Origin of the sequence: Acidovorax sp. FHTAMBA, from assembly GCF_038958875.1 — a bacterium.
Classification (GTDB): Bacteria; Pseudomonadota; Gammaproteobacteria; order Burkholderiales; family Burkholderiaceae_C; genus Acidovorax.
Map to the genome: position 1 here is coordinate 3882634 of NZ_CP152407.1, position 18317 is coordinate 3900950.

At 63.7% G+C, this 18317-nt stretch carries 14 protein-coding genes; 6 read left to right on the forward strand and 8 right to left on the reverse strand.

What is annotated here, in order from left to right; translation table 11 throughout:
- Nucleotides 1-13 precede the first annotated feature (13 nt).
- A complete protein-coding gene (locus tag AAFF19_RS18100) occupies nucleotides 14-1267 on the reverse strand; it encodes a lipoprotein-releasing ABC transporter permease subunit (protein ID WP_182118694.1) in 1254 nt (417 codons plus the stop codon).
- A gap of 80 nt (nucleotides 1268-1347) precedes the next feature.
- Here AAFF19_RS18100 and AAFF19_RS18105 point away from each other — a divergent pair, with 80 nt between their 5' ends.
- Both AAFF19_RS18105 and recJ read left to right on the forward strand, forming a co-directional pair.
- On the forward strand, nucleotides 1348-2304 hold the full coding sequence (locus tag AAFF19_RS18105; RefSeq protein ID WP_182118695.1) for a phosphoglycerate mutase: 957 nt from the start codon (nucleotides 1348-1350) through the stop codon (nucleotides 2302-2304).
- The gene (gene recJ / locus AAFF19_RS18110) at nucleotides 2301-4016 is read left to right on the forward strand and encodes a single-stranded-DNA-specific exonuclease RecJ (protein ID WP_008907258.1); all 1716 of its coding nucleotides are present in this window, start codon (nucleotides 2301-2303) and stop codon (nucleotides 4014-4016) included. The genes AAFF19_RS18105 and recJ overlap by 4 nt, the downstream gene beginning before the upstream one ends.
- 298 nt (nucleotides 4017-4314) lie before the next feature.
- On the opposite strand, the gene AAFF19_RS18115 is transcribed toward recJ, so the two are convergent.
- From AAFF19_RS18115 to AAFF19_RS18140, 6 genes are all read right to left on the reverse strand, one after another.
- The gene (locus tag AAFF19_RS18115; RefSeq protein WP_182118696.1) at nucleotides 4315-7020 is read right to left on the reverse strand and encodes a DEAD/DEAH box helicase family protein; all 2706 of its coding nucleotides are present in this window, start codon (nucleotides 7018-7020) and stop codon (nucleotides 4315-4317) included.
- Between the two features lie 32 nt (nucleotides 7021-7052).
- Complete coding sequence (locus AAFF19_RS18120; RefSeq protein ID WP_182118697.1) at nucleotides 7053-7271, reverse strand: hypothetical protein; 219 nt, start codon at nucleotides 7269-7271, stop codon at nucleotides 7053-7055.
- Entirely contained in the window at nucleotides 7268-8731 is a 1464-nt protein-coding gene (locus tag AAFF19_RS18125) for a site-specific DNA-methyltransferase (protein WP_182118698.1), read from the reverse strand. Before AAFF19_RS18125 ends, AAFF19_RS18120 begins: the two co-directional genes overlap by 4 nt.
- A 64-nt stretch (nucleotides 8732-8795) precedes the next feature.
- On the reverse strand, nucleotides 8796-10157 hold the full coding sequence (locus AAFF19_RS18130) for a type II toxin-antitoxin system HipA family toxin (protein WP_182118699.1): 1362 nt from the start codon (nucleotides 10155-10157) through the stop codon (nucleotides 8796-8798).
- Nucleotides 10157-10465, reverse strand: coding sequence for a helix-turn-helix transcriptional regulator (locus tag AAFF19_RS18135; RefSeq protein WP_182118700.1), 309 nt, complete (start codon nucleotides 10463-10465; stop codon nucleotides 10157-10159). Before AAFF19_RS18135 ends, AAFF19_RS18130 begins: the two co-directional genes overlap by 1 nt.
- A gap of 216 nt (nucleotides 10466-10681) precedes the next feature.
- Nucleotides 10682-12445, reverse strand: a complete 1764-nt coding sequence (locus AAFF19_RS18140; RefSeq protein WP_342720722.1) for a methyl-accepting chemotaxis protein — start codon at nucleotides 12443-12445, stop codon at nucleotides 10682-10684.
- A 204-nt stretch (nucleotides 12446-12649) separates the two neighbouring features.
- Here AAFF19_RS18140 and AAFF19_RS18145 point away from each other — a divergent pair, with 204 nt between their 5' ends.
- From AAFF19_RS18145 to AAFF19_RS18160, 4 genes are all read left to right on the forward strand, one after another.
- A complete protein-coding gene (locus tag AAFF19_RS18145) occupies nucleotides 12650-13516 on the forward strand; it encodes a 3',5'-nucleoside bisphosphate phosphatase (protein ID WP_008903501.1) in 867 nt (288 codons plus the stop codon).
- Nucleotides 13517-13528: 12 nt separating this feature from the next.
- Nucleotides 13529-14164, forward strand: coding sequence for an L-threonylcarbamoyladenylate synthase (locus AAFF19_RS18150; RefSeq protein ID WP_008903500.1), 636 nt, complete (start codon nucleotides 13529-13531; stop codon nucleotides 14162-14164).
- A 101-nt stretch (nucleotides 14165-14265) separates the two neighbouring features.
- Complete coding sequence (locus AAFF19_RS18155; RefSeq protein WP_342720723.1) at nucleotides 14266-14928, forward strand: site-2 protease family protein; 663 nt, start codon at nucleotides 14266-14268, stop codon at nucleotides 14926-14928.
- A gap of 33 nt (nucleotides 14929-14961) precedes the next feature.
- Complete coding sequence (locus AAFF19_RS18160; RefSeq protein ID WP_342720724.1) at nucleotides 14962-16254, forward strand: tryptophan--tRNA ligase; 1293 nt, start codon at nucleotides 14962-14964, stop codon at nucleotides 16252-16254.
- A gap of 288 nt (nucleotides 16255-16542) precedes the next feature.
- Here the strand turns inward: AAFF19_RS18160 and AAFF19_RS18165 are convergent, their stop codons facing one another.
- Entirely contained in the window at nucleotides 16543-18261 is a 1719-nt protein-coding gene (locus AAFF19_RS18165) for a CocE/NonD family hydrolase (protein ID WP_342720725.1), read from the reverse strand.
- Nucleotides 18262-18317 lie beyond the last annotated feature (56 nt).

The following is an 18317-nucleotide window of genomic DNA, read 5'->3' on the forward strand; positions in this document are numbered from 1 at the left end:
GCTAGTAGCTACATTATTCATAGCGAAGAGCCTCGGCGGGGTTGACGCGGCTGGCGCGCCAGCTGGGGTACAGGGTGGCCACAAAAGCCAGGATCAGCGAGATGACGCCGATAGGCACGATATCGCTGCTTTGCGGCTCGCTCGGCATCTTGCTGATGAGGTAGATGTCCTTGGGCAAGAAGCTCGCGTTCAGCGCCTTCTCGATGGCAGGCACGATCACGTCGATGTTGAACGCGATGCCCAGGCCCAGCAGCAGGCCTACCGCCGTGCCGATCACGCCGACCATGGCGCCCTGCACCACAAAGATGCCCATGATGCTTTTGGGGCTGGCGCCCAGGGTGCGCAGGATGGCGATGTCGGCACGCTTGTCGGTCACCGTCATCACCAGGGTCGATACCAGGTTGAACGCCGCCACCGCCACGATGAGCGTGAGGATGATGAACATCATGCGTTTTTCCAACTGCACGGCCGCAAACCAGGTGCGGTTTTGCTGCGTCCAGTCGCGGATAAGCAATTGCCCGCTGAGCGTGCCCGCCAGTTGCTGGGCCACCTCGCGCGCCTGGTGAAGGTCCTTGAGCTTCAGCCGCACGCCCGTGGGGCCTTCGAGGCGGAAGATGCGCTGCGCATCCTCGTGGTGCAGCAGCACCAGGGCCGAGTCGTATTCGTAGTGGCCCGAGTCAAACGTGCCTGCCACCGTCATCTGCTTGAGGCGCGGCACCACGCCCGCCGGGGTGACCTGGCCCGCGGGCGCGATCAGCGTCACCGCATCGCCCGCGCGCACACCCAGAGCACGCGCCAGCTCGCCGCCCAGCACCACGCGAAACTCACCGGGCACGAGCAGGTTGAGCGTTTTTTCGTTGGTGGCGGCCAAGTCCGTCACCGAGCCTTCCAGCGCCGGGTCGATGCCGCGCACCAGCGCACCCTTCATGTCCTCGCCGCGCGCCAGCAGCGCCTGCGCAGCCACAAAGGGTGCAGCGCCCACCACGTTGGGGTTTTGTTTGGCCTCGGCCAGCGTGAGCGCCGGGTCGGCCAACGCAGCGCCCTGGGGCGCAAAAATCTCGATGTGCGAGACCACGCTGAGCATGCGGTCGCGCACCTCTTTCTGAAAACCGTTCATCACGCTCAGCACGATGATCAGCGCCGCCACCCCGAGCGCAATGCCCAGCATGGACACGCCCGAGATGAACGAGATAAAGCCGTTGCGCCGCGTGGCGCGGCCCGCGCGCGTGTAGCGCCAGCCCAGGGCCAGTTCGTAGGGAATTTGCATGGATAAGGAAAGAAGGCACTGCAGAGTGCGGAATGCACGCCACAGGCCGGCCAGATTGTGGCATCCCGGACAATAGGCCCATGTCGGACACCAACCATTTGCTCATTCCCTACGCCGCCAGCGCAGCCACCGGATGCCAGCAAGCCCAACAGGGCCTCGCCCTGCCCCACCTGGACCGGCTTCTGGCCCGGCTCAGCCCCCATCCCACCCACAGCGATAGCGGCGAGGAGACCAGCTTCTCCGCCCCCCACGAACGCGCCCTGGCGCGCACCCTCGGCCTGCCCGCGCAGGACGGCCGCATCCCCTGGGCTGCATGGCACCGCCACCAGCAAGGCCAGCACACGAACGGCGAGACCTGGGCGTTTGTCACGCCCTGCCAGTGGCAGGTCAGCACCGACCACGTCACGCTGCGCAACCCTGACCACCTCGCGCTGGATGACACCGCGTCGCGCGCGTTGCTGGACATCGTCTCGCCCTGGTTCGCCGAAGACGGCATCACCCTGCACTACGACCAGCCCACACGCTGGCTGGCCAGCAGCCCGCTGTTTGCCGACCTGGCAACCGCCTCGCTGGAGCGCGTGCTGCAACGCGACGTGCGCGCCTGGATGCCCGATGCGAAAGCGGCCCGCACCCTGCATCGCCTGCACAGCGAGATGCAGATGCTGCTTTACACCCACGCTTTCAACGACGAGCGCTCGGAGCGCGGGTTGCCGGTGATCAACTCGTTCTGGGTGCATGGCACCGGCGTTCTTGTCTCTCCCCCGGCCTCTGCCGCCACTGCACCGACGGTGCCCACCACCTTGCGCGACGCGGCACTGAACGAAGACTGGCGCGCCTGGGCCGCTGCGTGGACGGCGCTGGACGCAGGCCCGGTGGCCGATCTGCTGCGCACAGCCGAAAGCGGCGCGGCGGTGCAATTGACGCTGTGCGGCGATCGCAATGCGCTGGCCTTCCACAGCGCGCCCCGCACGCTGGCACAGCGTTTTCAAAGCCTTTTCAGGCCCCAGCGCTTTACAGATCTGCGCAACCAGCTATGAAAATAGTAGCAAGAGACATTCCTCCCCGCGCCGCCTGGGCGCTGGAGCAGGCCGGGGTACACCCGCTGCTGGCCCGCCTGTACGCCGCACGCGGCGTGCGCGCCAAGGACGAACTGGACGACGGCCTGGGCCGATTGCTGCCCCCCTCGGGCCTCAAAGGCATTGACACCGCCGCCCGCCTGCTGGCCGACGCCATCGCGCAAAACCAGCGCCTCGTCATCGTGGCCGACTATGACTGCGACGGCGCAACCGCCTGCGCCGTGGGCGTGCGCGGCCTGCGTTTGCTGGGCGCCCGCAACGTGGACTACCTGGTGCCCGACCGCGTGACGGACGGTTATGGCCTCACCGCATCCATCGCCCGCCGCGTGGCCGAGCGCGGGGCCGATGTGCTGATCACCGTGGACAACGGCATCGCCAGCGTGGAGGGCGTGGCCGAAGCCAAGGCGCTGGGCCTCACGGTCGTCGTCACCGACCACCACCTGCCCGGCCCCGAGCTGCCCGCGGCCGATGCCATCGTCAACCCCAACCAGCCCGGCTGCACTTTCGAGAGCAAGTCCATGGCCGGTGTGGGCGTGATGTTCTACGTGCTGCTGGCGCTGCGGGCTGAGCTGCGGGCACGCGGAAACTTCGACGCCGCCACCCAACCCAAGCTCGACCCGCTGCTCACCCTGGTCGCCCTGGGCACCGTGGCCGACGTGGTCAAGCTCGACGCCAACAACCGCCGCCTGGTCGCCCAGGGCCTGAAGCGCATCCGCGCAGGGCAAATGCCTGCCGGGGTTGCAGCCCTATTCCACGCCGCCGGCCGCAAGGCGCCCGTGGCCACCACCTTCGACTTTGGCTTTGCCTTAGGCCCGCGCATCAACGCCGCAGGGCGCCTGGCCGACATGACGCTGGGCATCGAATGCCTGCTGACCGACGACGCAGTCCGCGCCGCCGAGCTGGCGGGCCTGCTTGACGGCATCAACCGCGAACGCCGCGAGATCGAGGGCGGCATGCGCGACCAGGCCATGCTGATGGCCGAGAGCCTGTTCCAGGAAGACGAAGAGCCGCCGCCGGCCATCAGCGTGTTCGACCCGGACTTTCACGAGGGCGTGGTGGGCATCGTGGCCAGCCGCATCAAGGACAAGCTGCACCGCCCGACCTTTGTGTTTGCCGCCAGCAGCGCGCCGGGCAAGGCGCACGAGCTCAAGGGCTCCGGCCGCTCCATCCCCGGCTTTCACCTGCGCGATGCGCTCGACCTGGTCGCCAAGCGCCACCCGGGCGTGCTGCTCAAGTTTGGCGGCCACGCCATGGCGGCGGGCTGCACGGTAGATGCCGACGCGTTCGACACCTTCGAGCAGGCGCTGGCCCAAGTCGCGCAGGAATGGCTGGACGCCGCCACCCTCACCCGCAAGATAGAAACCGACGGCCCGCTGGCGCCCGAATACTGCCGCGCCGACATCGTGGACACCCTGCACCGCGAGGTCTGGGGCCAGGGCTTCTTGCCGCCCACCTTCAGCGAAGAAGTGCAAATCGTGAGCCAGCGCCTGGTGGGGGAGGCCAAAAACCACCTGTCCATCAAGATCATCCACCAGGGCAACCCGGTGGACGCCATCTGGTTCGGTCACACCGAGCAGCTGCCTGCGCGCGTGCTGCTGGCCTTCCGGCTGGATGTGAACGAATGGAAGGGCGAGCGCAAGGTGCAGTTTCTGGTGGAGGGGGCGCAGCTGTAGGGCTCCACGCCCAGGCCAACGCCGAGGCCATGGGTGCATGCCCAGCCACCGCGCGTTGGGCCTGTCGAAGCCAGGGCGCTTGCTTCTCCCAGTTCCACAGGCAAGGCAAACGGCGCTCAGTCCCTATCAAGCCAAATTGGCCTCCAGCGCTTGAAATACAAGCGCCGCAAGCTACGCTTTCAATAGCAAATCCCTCTTTTCCTCAGCAGCCCACCCAATTCGGCCGATCGGCCCCGGCGGGAAACCCGCCAACCGTTCATGCAAAAGTTCACCGATGCATCCGCGGATGTTTTGAACCTCACAACTGACCAATCTTCTTCAGCGCATCTGACAGCCGCTCTGCACCTTCGATAGGGTTGTTGTCGAACACCATCATGTACCGGTAGTCCCGACCAGCTTTGGCCTCCCAAAGTTTGCCCAGCTTGAGCTTCAGCTCCGAGTCACTGTTGTCGCGGTCATCGCCTTTGGTTTCCAGCGCGATGATCTTACCTGCCTTGGTCTTCACAATGAAGTCCGGGTAGTGATTGAGGAAGCCGTTGATACGGAACCCCTTGCCCCGAGACAGATTTCGGTGCCACCACTGCACGCTGTCCAGGTTGGCTATGTCGTTGATCAATCGTCGTTCAAAGTCACCCATGGCCGCCTCTGTCACATACAAGCTCTTCGGTACTGCGCTGGCATTGGCGCTGGGTGTGATTGATTCGGGCAGCTTGAACCCCGGCTGCAGCACGATGCGGTCAACATCCAGCAGGTCGGTAAACGCTTTCACTGCGTGAACATCGGCCAGCGCCGAAATCTTCTTTTTGATCTTGCGCACATAGGCAACGTCGCGCTCGATGCAGTCGCGCATCTGCTCCGCGCTCATGCCAACCACAATGCGCCCCACATACTCCTTCACCTCGGGGTCCGTAATGGGATACATGTTGCCGATCAACTCCGTGATGCGGCTCACCAGATTGGCAATCTGGCTTTCTTGCGGCAGGCTCAGCAGGTAAGCGGTAAACCGAGCGCGTTCATTCACTGCGAGCTTAAAGGCCTTGGGGGCATAGTTCTCTACGCCCAACTGCTCCAAGTCCACGCGATACACCTCGGTTTCCACGTCATCAAAGGAAATCGTGGCGTCGGCTTGCGACAAGCGGAAATCCCTCAAAAGCTCCTCACGCTCGAAGGTTTGATAGGGCTGGTCCGCATCAAAAAAACCACCGTTCTGGACTTTGATAAAAAACTGCGGCAGCGCCAAATTCATGGCTTCGTCGCGGAACAGTTCTTTCAACCGGTGTCGATTCATCTTGTCCTCCAGCTCTTGCGTCACGCCCTCTTCCGCAGCCTGCGCCTTGGCCTCAAAAGCCTGGTTTTCCGCCTTGGCTTGCGCCTTGATTTGATCCACAAACGCCGTAGAGGGCGAAGCATCCCCGCCTGTAGCCGCTACCGCAGGCGCGGCGTTTTCGTCCCACTGGGCGGCAGCTTGCCAGTCTGGCGCCAGAGCGTTCGCATCCAACTCGTCAATGGCATGACTTGGCGCATCGGTACCTTGAGCATCCGGTAGGGCATCAAACAAACCCAGCGATGGCGCTGGTACTCCGCCGCCCGGAGCCGGGGCCAGGCATTCTTGCTCCAGCGCGCGAAAGTCCTTGTCGGTAAAGCCCGCCCGGTTCAAGCCTTTGACCACACTTTGCAAGGTGTCCATGAACCGGTTGCTGGCCGTGAACACATACGATAGGTTCAAAAGATCATGGCTATGTTGCTGTACGTGCGGCATGCGCAACACGCGGCCCAAAATCTGCTCCACATCCACCGCAGAAGTTTTGTCGGCCAGCGATGCCAGGATGTATGCATTCGGGCAATCCCAGCCTTCCTTGAGCGCGTTGACGGTAATGATGTAGCGCACCGGGCAATCCCGGCTCATTAGGTCGATACCTTTGAGTTCATTGATGTCGGCCGTTTTGATCTTGATCTGCTCGGCGGGCACCTTCCATTGCACCAAGGTTTCGCGAATCTTCTCGAACGTGGTGTTGTCATCGGCAGTGCGAGGCTGCGCCTGGAACAGCACGATGGGGCGGATGTGTTTGCCGCCTGCGGCCTCTTCTTTTTGGGCCATGGCCTCCAGTTGCCCCCGCAAAACAAGCGCGGCCTCCATCACCTCGACCTTGCTGCTGCGGTTGGCCACGATCACCGGCAACTTCACCATGTGCTGCTTCTTGAGCGCCAGCGCGTCCACAAAGCTAATGATGTTGCTGTTGTTGCGCGGCGTGGCCGTCAGGTCCAGGATGAGATCCGGGTTCAGGTTCTTCATCATCTCCACCGACAACTGGCTTTCTGCGTTGTGGCTCTCGTCCACCACCACCACAGGCCGCATGCGGCGAATCACATTGATAAGGGCTGAGGGGTCATGCTCAGGCAAAAGCCAGTCGCTGCCGTCGCCCTGGTCGGGTAACAAGAACGAGGCCAGGTTACCGTTCTCCTGGTAAATCTTGCGGTCTTCCTTGTTTTTGGCGCGCAGCGAGTCAAAGCTCATCACCACAATCGACAGTTGTTCTTGGGCCGTGTCGTACGAGAACCCTGCGCCCATCAGCAAGTCGCGCTTTTCGTACACCGCCACGCGGTGGCGGAACAACTGGTCCAGACGCCTGCGATAAGGATGCTCGGGGTTACCCAACGCCTGCACGGTTTGGTCCAGGATGGTGAGTGATGGCACCAGCCACACCACCATCTTGGGCCGCCTGGGGCTTCGCTTGGTCAACGCGGTAAACACCGTCTCCAAGGCATTCACAGCAATAAAGGTCTTGCCCCCCGCCGTGGGCACCTTGGCGCAGATGTGCGGTACGCCGGGCACCGTGTTTTTGTAAGGCTCCATGCCTGCCCGCGCACCCGTGCTGCCCACCCGCACGCCCCGGCTGGACCAATAGTCAGAAAAAGCCTGGGCCAAGTTGGGCGTGCGGTCCAGCACGTCCAGATAGTCGGCCAAGTCAACCAGCACACGCGCTTGGTAATTTTTGAGTTCCATGATGTCGCTGCGATCCGTGGTGGTGTTCTGGCTCAGAAGCGCGTGATGTCGCGCGGGATCTTCTTGAAGATAATTCCGTGCTTGGCCATGAAAGCCGCAGACAACAGGCAGCGGTCGGCATAAATGATGACCGTGCCAGGCTTGCTGGCACCTGTCTCAGCACCAAAACGCAGCCCCGACAAAAACTCCATATCAAGACGGGTCGCCCTGTCAGGCTCGTAGTGGAAGATCCAGGCTGTTTCCCGGTTCAACCCCAAAAGGTACGGGCTGTGCGGGTTCTCCGCCGTGGTTTGATCGTCAGACGGAATACCTTCGCTGTAGGCCACATAGGCGCGGATGGCTTCAGTACCAACGGCCTCGTTGAGGTTTTCGTCAGGCAGGAATATGGGCTCGCCGATCGTGTAGTAGTCGAAGCCCCCCCCAGCGCAGGTCGATCCGAGGTATCAGTCTCGCCCCTAATTGCCGCTTTGACGCGTTCGGAAGTCAGCGAAGACGCGTAGCTTTCCATCTCAATAAGAATGAAGCGACGCCTCTCGCCCTCTTGAAAATTGAGATCGAGAACAGCATGCGCAGTGGTGCCGGAGCCCGCAAAGGAGTCGAGAACAATACATTCTTCGTCATCGATCATGCTGATGAGATATCGGACCAAGCTGCGCGGTTTCGGGTAGGAAAACGTGATCCCATGCTCAGCTAAGTCAGCCGAGGCTGCCTGAGTGCTGCCTTGGCCCGTCAGGACAGTAATGACATGACTCGGCTTGCGAGTCTTCACGCTCTCGATAGCGCCAGAAGGCATGAGCCGGAAGACAGTTTCTTGCTGCTTGCGATCAAGCAGCGGCTTAAAATTATTTGATATGAAGGCCTGCAACATATCGAGCGAACTCCAGCCGCTCTTGATGGTGACCTCGTTGGTCAAGGTACCGCCTGCGACCTTGGCGGTTTTCAAGAAGTGCGGCCACTTGTCTGTCCTTCGGGCGATCGTCCCTGCCTCAAAGTCTGCGGGGAAACCGATCGGCAGGGTTATCTCTGACGGCGGGTTTTTGGTACCGTTTTTCACTACAGTGTTTCGAATGACGGGACGGAACAGCTTGCTATCCGCTGGCGTGGCGGGATCGACCACCGAGGGATAAGGGAAAGCGTCTGGTGATTTTGAGTACATGTAGATGTACTCATGGCAATTCTTAATCTTTGCTTGGTTGTCGAAGTTACCGTCGGTACGCCAAACGAACGTCGCAAGCCTTGCATGTCTTCCAAAAATCTCGTCTAGAACCAAGCGTAGGGTATGAGCCTCGTCGTCATCGATGCTGACAAACAGCACACCCTCCGGATGAAGAAGCCGGTGTAGCAACTTCAGGCGCGGATACATCATGCAAAGCCATTTGTCGTGCCGCGACAGGTCATCCCCCTCCTTACCCACCACTTGACCCAGCCAGCGTTTGATCTTGGGATCATTGACGGCATCGTTGTACACCCAACCCTCGTTGCCGGTGTTGTAAGGCGGGTCAATGTAAATGCACTTCACCTTGCCCTCAAACTCTGGCAGCAGGCTCTTTAACGCTTCCAGGTTATCGCCGTGAATGATGCGGTTGTCGGTGCTATTCGCCGGAGTGCCTTCGGGAGCGCGAAAGCTGGACACTTTGTTGAGTACCCGAAAAGGCACGTCGAGATGGTGGTTCACCACCTTGTCTTTACCGACCCATTGCAACGTTGGCATATTGTTGTTTTCCTCTGATTCAAGTTACCGCCCACCCAGCAAGGGCGAGCGGCCGATTTTTTTCTTATGGGCTCACCAGTTTGGGCGGCGCTGAAAACCCCTCAAACGCCGCCCCCGCATTCCACTCCCCCACCACATACACCCGCGCATCGCGCAGGCCCTGCACGCCTTCAGCCCAGGCCATCAGCATGCGTTTGCCAATGTCTTCAAACCCGGGGTGCTGCGCCATGGCCTGGCGCACCTGGGGCGCCACATCGGCCACGGCGTCGCTGATGGCTTGCACCATGTGCTGTTGCTCTTTGGGCTGGATGCCAAAGGTGGCGGCGATGAACTTTTGCAGGTTTTTGCCGGGCGCCCAGGTGCGTTTGCCCATGAAGTCGATAGCGGGCGGGTTGTGCTGAAAGCCTGGGTACACGCTGGTGGTGAGCATGTCGTAAGCGGGTGACAGGTGGGCGTTGGCCCGGCTGGTGTAGAGCAGGGCCAGGTTTTTGGCGTGGCAGTCGGCGTTGCGCAGCGCATGCGTCAGCAGCAAGGTGGTGGCCAGCTGGCGAAAGGTGGCCAGCCGCTGTGCGCCGGGCACGTGGTCGCGCACGGCTTTGGCGATGCGCTCCCAGGTGGTGTCGTATTTGGCGGCGGGGCGCAGGCCGAGAAGGCTGCAAAAGTCTTCCATGCCCCACAGCGGCTGGCCGTGTTCGTCCACATCAAAGCGGTGCACCACCAGGGCCTGGCCGTCGTCCGACACTTCGGTTTGGGCGGCGGGCATGACGCTGCGGGCCACCTGCATGCACAGGTGCTCGTTGAGCGCAACGTAGGGCAGCTGGGCACTGGAGCCTTTGATGATGTGGCGGCGGGTGGTGAGGCTGGCTTTTTGGTGGGGGGCGAGTGGAGCGCGGAGTGGGTGTAGGGCTTCGACAGGCTCAGCCTGAACGGTTCGGGGTGAGGTTTCGGCCTGATAGGACGCGGCGGTGGTTTGCGCGTCCAGAAACTTGGGCACCACGCCCGATACGCCGCTGGTGGCGTGCTGGCGCACCAGCGCGGCGAAGGCGGCTTCGGAGTTGTCGCCTTTAAGCAGCGCGGCCACTTCGATGGGCTGGGCGGGTTCGTTGAGCTGCGCGCCGGGCGCAGCTACCTGCAGGCGACCCACCATGTTGCGGCCGATGACCGACAGCAGGGCGATGGGGCTGGCACCGATGTGCGGGCCAAACTGTTCTTGCAGCACCTGCAGCAGGTAGCCCTCGGGCAGGTTCATTTGCAGCACGGGCGGGAGCTGGTCGTCCCACACGTAGCTTTCCAGCCGCACGGGCATGGTGAGGGAGACAAAATCGTCTGCGGCGACGTGCGGGTGGTAGGTGAGCACGCTTTTGAAGTCGCCGGACTGTTCCAGCGTGGCCACTTCGCGGCCCAGCACGTAGACGGACAACTGCATCACCGGCTCTCCGATGTATTGAAGGTCCCGGGGGCGCTGGCCGCGCGGGGGGCCGGGGTCTGCGCGCGCTCGCGGCGCAGTTCGTCCAGGTTGCCGGCCTGGCCTTGCACAACGATGTCCAGCTCAGCCCCCAGCACGGCCAGCACGGCCAGCAGCTTGCGTGAGCCGAATTCGGCCGACCGGCCACGCTCGAAGCGCGACAGGGATTCCGCCGTGACACCCGCCTGGGCCGCGACCTCGCCTTGCTTGAGGCCTAGCAGTTTGCGGCGTGTGGCGACCGCTTCGCCGAGTTCTTGAAGGGTTTGCAATTGATATTTAAATCAAAATATTCAGCAAATATAGCTAGTTTTGATATTTATATCAATTATTGCGGTGCAGATTTTGCAGGTGATATGCAGCATGGGCCCATACCGCAGGCAATACCAACAACAAAGGCAGCCGAAGCTGCCTTTGCAAGGTGGATGCCAGATGGAGGATATTTTTGCCATCCAGCGCTTGTCCATCAAGCGCCGCCAGCTATCAAATCAGAAGCTTTCCCAGTCTTCATCGCTGCCCTTGGCGGCAGCGCGTGGGGCGGGCGCGGTGGATGCGGGGGTCGGCGCGGCGCTGGACCCCAGGCGCGCGGCTGCTGGAGCCCTGGAGGCTGGGGGCTTGTTGCCCAGCGCCGTGCGGGCTGCGGGTGCTGGCCGGGGCGCAGCGGGTGCCGGTGCCGGGCGGGGTGCAGTGGGGGCGCGCACGGCCACCGCGCCTACGTTGAACACCGACACCACCTCGGCCAGACGCTGCGCCTGGTCGCGCATGGAGGCGGCGGCGGCGGTGGATTCCTCCACCAGCGCGGCGTTTTGCTGGGTCATCTGGTCCAGGTGCGTCACGGCCTGGTTGACCTGGGCGATGCCGTCGCGCTGCTCGGTGGCCGATGCAGTGATTTCGCCGATGAGGTCGCTCACCCGCTGCACGCTGGAGACGATCTCGCCCATGGTCTGCCCGGCCTGGGTAACCTGGGCCGAGCCGGACTCGACGTTCTCCACCGAGGCGCTGATGAGCCGCTTGATCTCCTTGGCGGCCTCGGCGCTGCGCCCGGCCAGGCTGCGCACCTCGCTGGCCACCACGGCAAAACCCCGGCCCTGCTCGCCTGCGCGGGCGGCTTCCACCGCGGCGTTCAGCGCCAGGATGTTGGTCTGGAAGGCAATGCCATCGATCACGCCGATGATGTCGCTGATCTTGCGCGAGCTCTCGGTGATCTGCTGCATGCTGGTCACCACCTGGCCCACCACCTCGCCGCCCCGGGCTGCTGCCTGCGCAGCGGTGCCCGCCAGCTGGTTGGCCTGGCGCGCCGTGTCGGCCGACTGGCTCACGGTGGCCGTCAACTGCTCCATGCTGGCGGCGGTTTCTTCGAGGTTGGAGGCAGTCTGTTCGGTGCGCGCCGAAAGGTCGTGGTTGCCGTTGGCGATTTCTATCGACGCGGAGGACACCGAATCCACGCCCGAGCGCACTTCGCTCACCACGCCGCGCAGCCGCTGCGTCATGGCCGACAGCGAGCGCAGCATGTGGCCGAACTCGTCCTTGCGGGTGGAGTGCAGCTCACGCGTCAGATCGCCCGCAGCGACGGCGTCCAGGGTGGCCACTGCTTCATCCAGCGGCACGGTGATGGAGCGCACCAGCTTCCAGGCCAGCAGCAGCATGATCACGATCAGCACGGCCGATGCCGCCAGGCCCTGGACGGCGTAGGCCACGCGGCGCTGGGTGGCTTCGGCACGGATCTCGTCGCGGCGCTTTTGCAGGATGACGACAAAGTCGTCCTGTGCCTTGAGGTAGCGCGCCACCATGGGGGCAAATTCATTGTCGGCAAACTGCTGGGTGGCCACGGCGTCGCCTGCACCCTTGAGCTCCCAGGCCTTGGCGGTGGCGGCCAGCACCACCTTGCGCTCGGCCAACACCTTGTCGAGCGCGGCCTTTTCCTCGGGCGCCGCGGCACGGGCCACGATGTCCTCCTGGACCTTGTTGATGTTGCCAATGATCTCCTTGACCTTGGCGTCGTACTGCTGGGCCAGTACCGCGTCGGTGGTGACGGCAGCGCCCATCACCATGTTGACGGCGGTTTCGGTGGCGCCGCGCCAGCGCACGGCGGCGGAGATCCGCTCTTCAATCTCGACCACGCTGTCCATGGCGCCGCCCATGGAGGCGTTGGCGCGGTACTGCTGAAAGCCGGAGATCACCAGCATGACCAGCATCAGCAGCAAAAACGCCCCCCACAGCTTGCGGGAGACGCGGATATTGTCGAGTTGCATGATTTTTTCTTCCTCGTGAAGCGCAATGGGGAACACTGTTCATCAACGCCCCAAGCGCAACATTTGTTTACATTGATGGTCGATCGTAGCCTACGCCGCCTGCAAGACCTGGGGGCTTTGCGGCCCCCGGCGTGCCCATTCCCCTGCCACCAGTGTTGCCGGGCGCGGCAGCGCGCGTATCGGTACAAGCCCTAAAATGCCCCGGTGACATCCATACTGAACGCCGACCTGCACTGCCATTCCGTGGTATCCGACGGAACCCTGACCCCGGAGGACCTGGCCGCACGCGCAAAGGCCAACGGGGTGGAGCTGTGGGCCCTGACCGACCACGACGAGATCGGCGGCCAGCACCGCGCCGCGGCTGCGGCCCGTGCACAGGGCATGGCCTACCTCACCGGCGTCGAAATCTCCGTCACGTTTGCCGACACCACCGTCCACATCGTGGGCCTGGGGTTTGACCCCGACAACCCGCAGCTGGCCCAGGGGCTGGCTGCTACCCGCGGGGGGCGGGGGGAGCGCGCCAAAGACATGGCCGATCAGCTGGCCCAGGTGGGTATCCAGGGCGCCTACGAAGGCGCGCTGCAGTTTGTGGGGAATCCGGCGCTGATCTCGCGCACGCACTTTGCGCGGTTTCTGGTGGAAACGGGCGTGTGCAAAGAAACCTCGGAGGTGTTTCGCAAATACCTCACCGAGGGCAAGCCCGGCTATGTGCCGCACCGCTGGGCCGCCCTGGGTGATGCGGTGCGCTGGATCACCGAAGCCGGTGGCATGGCCGTGATTGCGCATCCGGCGCGCTACAAGTTCAGCGCCAACGAGGAATACGCGCTGTTTTCCGAGTTCAAGCAGCACGGCGGACGCGGGGTGGAGGTGGTCACCGGCAGCCACAGCGCGGCCGAATACGTGACCTACGCCGCCATGGCCAAAGAATTTGACCTGGCCGCCTCGCGTGGCAGCGACTTTCACAGCCCCGACGAATCGCACACCGACCTGGGCACCTTGCCGCCTTTGCCCGGTGCTCTCACCCCCGTGTGGGAACTGCTGGCCGATCGTATTTGCCACCCTGTGGCCTGAGAGTCCCCCTGCATGGCCCAGTATTTCGAAGTTCACCCCGACAACCCGCAGCCTCGCCTGCTCAAGCAGGGCGCCATGCTGCTGCAAAAGGGCGGCATTCTGGCCGTGCCCACCGACTCCAGCTACGCCCTGGTGTGCCACCTGGACGACAAGGACGCAGTGGACCGCATGCGCCGCATCCGCCAGGTGGACGACAAACACCACCTGACCCTGCTGTGCCGCGACCTGTCGGAGCTGGCCAACTACGCGCGCGTGGACAACCGGCAGTACCGGCTGCTCAAGCTGGGTACGCCCGGCCCCTACACCTTCATCCTCGAAGCGACCAAGGAAGTGCCGCGCCGGGTGAGCCACCCGTCGCGCAAGACCATTGGCCTGCGCGTGCCCGACCGCAAGGGTCTGCAGTTGCTGCTGGAACTGCACGGCGCCCCGCTGCTGGCCACCACGCTGATCCCGGCCGGCGAGACCGAGCCCCTGAACGACCCGCAAGAGATCCGCGACCGCTACGAGAAGCTGCTGGACGCCATCGTGGACGCGGGCGCCTGCCCGCTGGAGCCCACCACCGTGGTGGACCTGACGCCCATGGGCGCGGGCGGCGACCCTGAAGTGATCCGCGAAGGCCGCGGCAGCGTGCAGGCCCTGGGGCTTTGATCGCACCTTCTATTTCAAGCCAAATCACCCTCCAGCGCTTATCCAATAAGCGCTGGCAGCTCTCTTTTTTGCAGCAATTTACAGCCTGAGACAATCGCCCGGTGGAAAACATCATCCAAACCGTTCTGATCTACGCCCTGCCGGTGCTGTTTGCCATCACCGTGCACGAGGCAGCCCATGGCTACGCCGCGCGCCACTTTGGCGACAACACCGCGTACATGATGGGCCGCATCACCCTGAACCCCATCAAGCACATCGACCCCATCGGCACCATCCTGATGCCGCTGATGCTGTACTTCGCCACCTCGGGCGCCTTCCTTTTTGGTTATGCCAAGCCGGTGCCGGTCAACTTCGGCAACCTGCGCAACCCCAAGAAACACATGGTGTGGGTGGCCTTGGCGGGCCCGGCGTCCAACTTTGTCCAGGCGATTGGCTGGGCGATCTTGCTGGTGGCGCTGGTGGGCTCGGGCGTGGAAGAGCGCTTTTTCATCGAGATGGCGCGCGCCGGTGTGCTGGTCAATCTGGTGATGTGGGCCTTCAACCTGTTTCCGCTGCCGCCGCTCGATGGCGGGCGCATCCTGGTCGGCCTGCTGCCCTGGAAGCAGGCCCACCTGGTCTCGCGCATCGAGCCCTACGGTTTTTTCATCGTGCTGGGCCTGGTGGTGGCCGGGGTGCTGGGCTCGCTGTGGCTGCGCCCATTGATGTCGCTGGGTTACACCACCATCAACCTGCTGCTGACGCCGCTCACATCGCTCCTGCGCTGATTTTTCCCTCTCTTGTTTGCTGACACCGTTCCCATGAGCATTACGCGCTACCTCACCGGCATCACCACCACGGGCACGCCCCATCTGGGCAACTTTGTGGGCTCCATCCGCCCTTCGGTGGCGGCCAGCCTCACTCCGGGCGTGCAGAGTTTTTACTTTCTGGCCGACTACCACGCGCTCATCAAGTGCGAAGACCCGGTGCGCATACAGCGCTCCACGCTGGAAATTGCGGCCAGCTGGCTGGCCGCAGGGCTGAACCCCGAGCACGTCACGTTCTACCGCCAGTCCGACATCCCCGAAATCCCCGAGCTGACCTGGCTCTTGACCTGCGTGACCGGCAAGGGCGTGCTCAACCGCGCGCACGCCTACAAGGCCAGTGTGGACAAGAACATCGCCGCCGGGCGCGAGCAGGACGACGGCGTGACCGCAGGCCTGTTCATGTACCCGGTGCTCATGGGCGCGGACATTTTGATGTTCAAGGCGCACAAGGTGCCGGTGGGCCGCGACCAGATCCAGCACATCGAGATGGCACGCGACATGGCCGCCAGCTTCAACCACCTTTATGGCGAGCACTTTGTGCTGCCCGAGGCCGCCATTGACGAGCACGTGGCCACCCTGCCGGGGCTCGATGGCCGCAAGATGAGCAAAAGCTACGACAACACCATCCCACTGTTCAGCTCGCGCGAGCAGCTGAAAAAACTGATCGGCGGCATCCTGACCGACTCGCGCGCGCCCGGTGAGGCGAAGGAGGTGGAAGGCTCGGCCCTGTTCCAGATCTACCAGGCTTTTGCCACCCCCGAAGAGACAGCCGCCCTGCGCCAGGCCTATGCCGACGGCATCGCCTGGGGCGATGCCAAGAACACCCTGTTCGAGCGCGTAGACCAGGTGATTGCGCCCATGCGCGCGCAGTACGAAGAGCTCATCCACAACCCCGCCCGCATCGAGCAGACCCTGCTGGCGGGCGCCGAGCGCGCCCGCGCGCTGGCCACGCCCTTCCTCCGCGAACTGCGCGCCGCCGTGGGCCTGCGCAGCCTGGTGCAGGGCGCGGCGGCTGCCAAGCCGGCCAAAGCGGCCAAAGCCGCGTTGCCGTCCTTCAAGCAATACCGCGAGGCCGACGGCAAGTTCTACTTCAAGCTGGTGGACGCCGACGGCCGCCTGCTGCTGCAAAGCACCGGGTTTGAAGCCCCCAAGGAAGCAGGCCAGGCCATTGCGCGGCTGCAACGCGAAGGCCTGCGTGCGCTGGCGGGGCAACTGGCACTTGCAGCCGGCGTGGCCGAAGCGGATGTGGCAGCGGCGCTGGCGGCACTGGCCGCTGCGGCAGATTGACACAAATTTGCTACATTTTTGATAGCTATAAACGCTTTCTGAATAAGCGATATTGGCCAAAAATAGCTATTAATCGCCTCGTCGCCGATGGGATGCCGCATGGCCTGGGGCACAGCACTCCCGCGCCACACCAAGCGGCTCCGCCGCGTTGAGCAGCGGGGGCCGCAGCAGGTCACGCGTGCAACACAACCGGCACTCCAGAAAATGGAAAAGCGCGCCCCGCAGGGCGCGCTTTTCTTTGCACGTGCCCGCGACTTTGCAGGGCTGTTGCAAGAGTCTGCCAGCCGCCTAGCCGACGGTGAACGGCAGCACCAGGCGCGAGTGGTGCGCCGCGTCGCGGTAGATCTTGTGGGTGACGGGCCGGCCCACCGGCAGGTGGTAGGCATCCGGCGGCAGCAGGGCGTTGTGCTCGTCGGCGAGCGGCTCGTTGTTTGACAGCTCCACCACCAGGCGGTGGCCTGGCTTGAAGGTGTTGGCAAAGGGGTACAGGCGCAGCACGTACTCTTCGATCTTGCCCGGCTCCACCGGCACGCTGCGCGTGTGCGGGTGAACGGGGCTGCCCGCGGTGGTGCGCGCCGCGTCCAGTTCGCGGTGCGAGGCCTTGAGGTAGCCGGTGGTGATCAGCTGGCGCTTGCCCGTGGGGGCCGCATCCCACAGGCGCAGGATGAAGTTGGTGTCACTCTGGTCGATCTCGGCAAAGATGTGCGCGGCGCCGGTGCCAATCATCTCGACGCTGTCCTCGAACTTGTCGGTGGTCCAGCTCAGGATCTCGACCTTGTCGGTCACCGTCAGCGGCGCCTGGTAGAAACCGTCGGGCGCTGCGTATTCGGCGCCCATGGACGCGAACTCGAGCGACAGCTTGCCGCGCGGGCGCAGGTACAGCGCCTGGTAGTTGATCTTCTTGGGCGGCCATTGTTCGGCGCGCAGCAGCTGGCGCGAGCCCTCCACGAACACGCTCACCGCCGGCTCGTCCATGATGCCGTTGTCGATGCCCTTGAGCCAGTGGTCATACCAGCGGAACATCTTGTCGTGCTCTTCGATGAAGGGGCGTGACTGCATCGGCGGGTAGGGGCCGATGTCCAGCTTCTTGGGGCCCTTGATCGCATGGAACAGCTCGATGGTGCCGTCCAGCGTCCAGCCGCGGCCCTGGTCCAGCTGCAGGTAAACGGGGATGTCGATGTGGGGCGCCAGCGTGATCGGGTTGCGCTCTTCGTACCAGGGGCCATCCAGCTCGTTCATCACGATGTCGAACCAGGCTTCGTGGTTCTTGGGGTAGTTGAGCACATGGACCAGGTTGGGCCAGGCGGCGATGTCCGGGTCCTGCAGGCGCTGGGCCACCAGCTGCTTGAGTTCTTGCGGCGGGTACTTCTCGATCATGCGGGACTTCACGCCGTCGGTGAACGCCCAGCCCGAGTCGCCCCCCCGGCCCTCGCGCGCCGCGCGCGGCATGAACCACATGATGCCGCCGTGGTAGGTGGTCTCGTAGAAGTCGAAGTGCCCACCGCTGATAAAGATCGCCTTGAGGCTGGGCGGACGCTCGGCCGCGGCCAGCACCTGCATGGAGCCGAAGTAGGAGATGCCGACCATGCCGACATTGCCGTCGCACCAGGGCTGGGCCGCCACCCATTCGATGAAGTCGTAGGCATCCTGGCCCAGCGACACGCCGCCGGCGTTGTAGTTGCCGATGTGCTCGCCGCCCGAGTGGCCGGAGCCGCGCACGTCGCCGATGACATGCACGTAGTCTTCCTTGACGATGCGGGCGATGTCGCCAGCCTCGATGCAACCGTCCCACATGGGGCTGGGGCGCTTCTGCGGCGGCGTGGTCAGCGCCAGCGCCTGAAGCTCCTTGCCGTAGGGGCTGAGCGCCACCAGCGCGGGGCGCGGCTTGTCCAGCGCGCCGTGGTAGGCGTCGGCCGCCAGTTCGATGCCGTCGCGCATGGGCACACGCAGGTCCTTGCGGATGTGGATGGTTTGCCCTGCGGCATCAAATTTCTTGAAATCGGACATGGTGGTCGGTGTGTTTTCTGCGGCAACCGGGGTGGTGCCGGGCGGGCAACCGGACG

Coding starts and splice junctions, on each gene's coding strand:
- AAFF19_RS18150 (WP_008903500.1), top strand. CDS start 13,529: ATGGCCCAGTATTTCGAAGTTCACCCCGACAACCCGCAGCCTCGCCTG.
- AAFF19_RS18125 (WP_182118698.1), bottom strand. CDS start 8,731: ATGCCAACGTTGCAATGGGTCGGTAAAGACAAGGTGGTGAACCACCAT.
- AAFF19_RS18105 (WP_182118695.1), top strand. CDS start 1,348: ATGTCGGACACCAACCATTTGCTCATTCCCTACGCCGCCAGCGCAGCC.
- AAFF19_RS18140 (WP_342720722.1), bottom strand. CDS start 12,445: ATGCAACTCGACAATATCCGCGTCTCCCGCAAGCTGTGGGGGGCGTTT.
- AAFF19_RS18160 (WP_342720724.1), top strand. CDS start 14,962: ATGAGCATTACGCGCTACCTCACCGGCATCACCACCACGGGCACGCCC.
- AAFF19_RS18100 (WP_182118694.1), bottom strand. CDS start 1,267: ATGCAAATTCCCTACGAACTGGCCCTGGGCTGGCGCTACACGCGCGCG.
- AAFF19_RS18115 (WP_182118696.1), bottom strand. CDS start 7,020: ATGGAACTCAAAAATTACCAAGCGCGTGTGCTGGTTGACTTGGCCGAC.
- AAFF19_RS18130 (WP_182118699.1), bottom strand. CDS start 10,157: ATGCAGTTGTCCGTCTACGTGCTGGGCCGCGAAGTGGCCACGCTGGAA.
- AAFF19_RS18165 (WP_342720725.1), bottom strand. CDS start 18,261: ATGTCCGATTTCAAGAAATTTGATGCCGCAGGGCAAACCATCCACATC.
- recJ (WP_008907258.1), top strand. CDS start 2,301: ATGAAAATAGTAGCAAGAGACATTCCTCCCCGCGCCGCCTGGGCGCTG.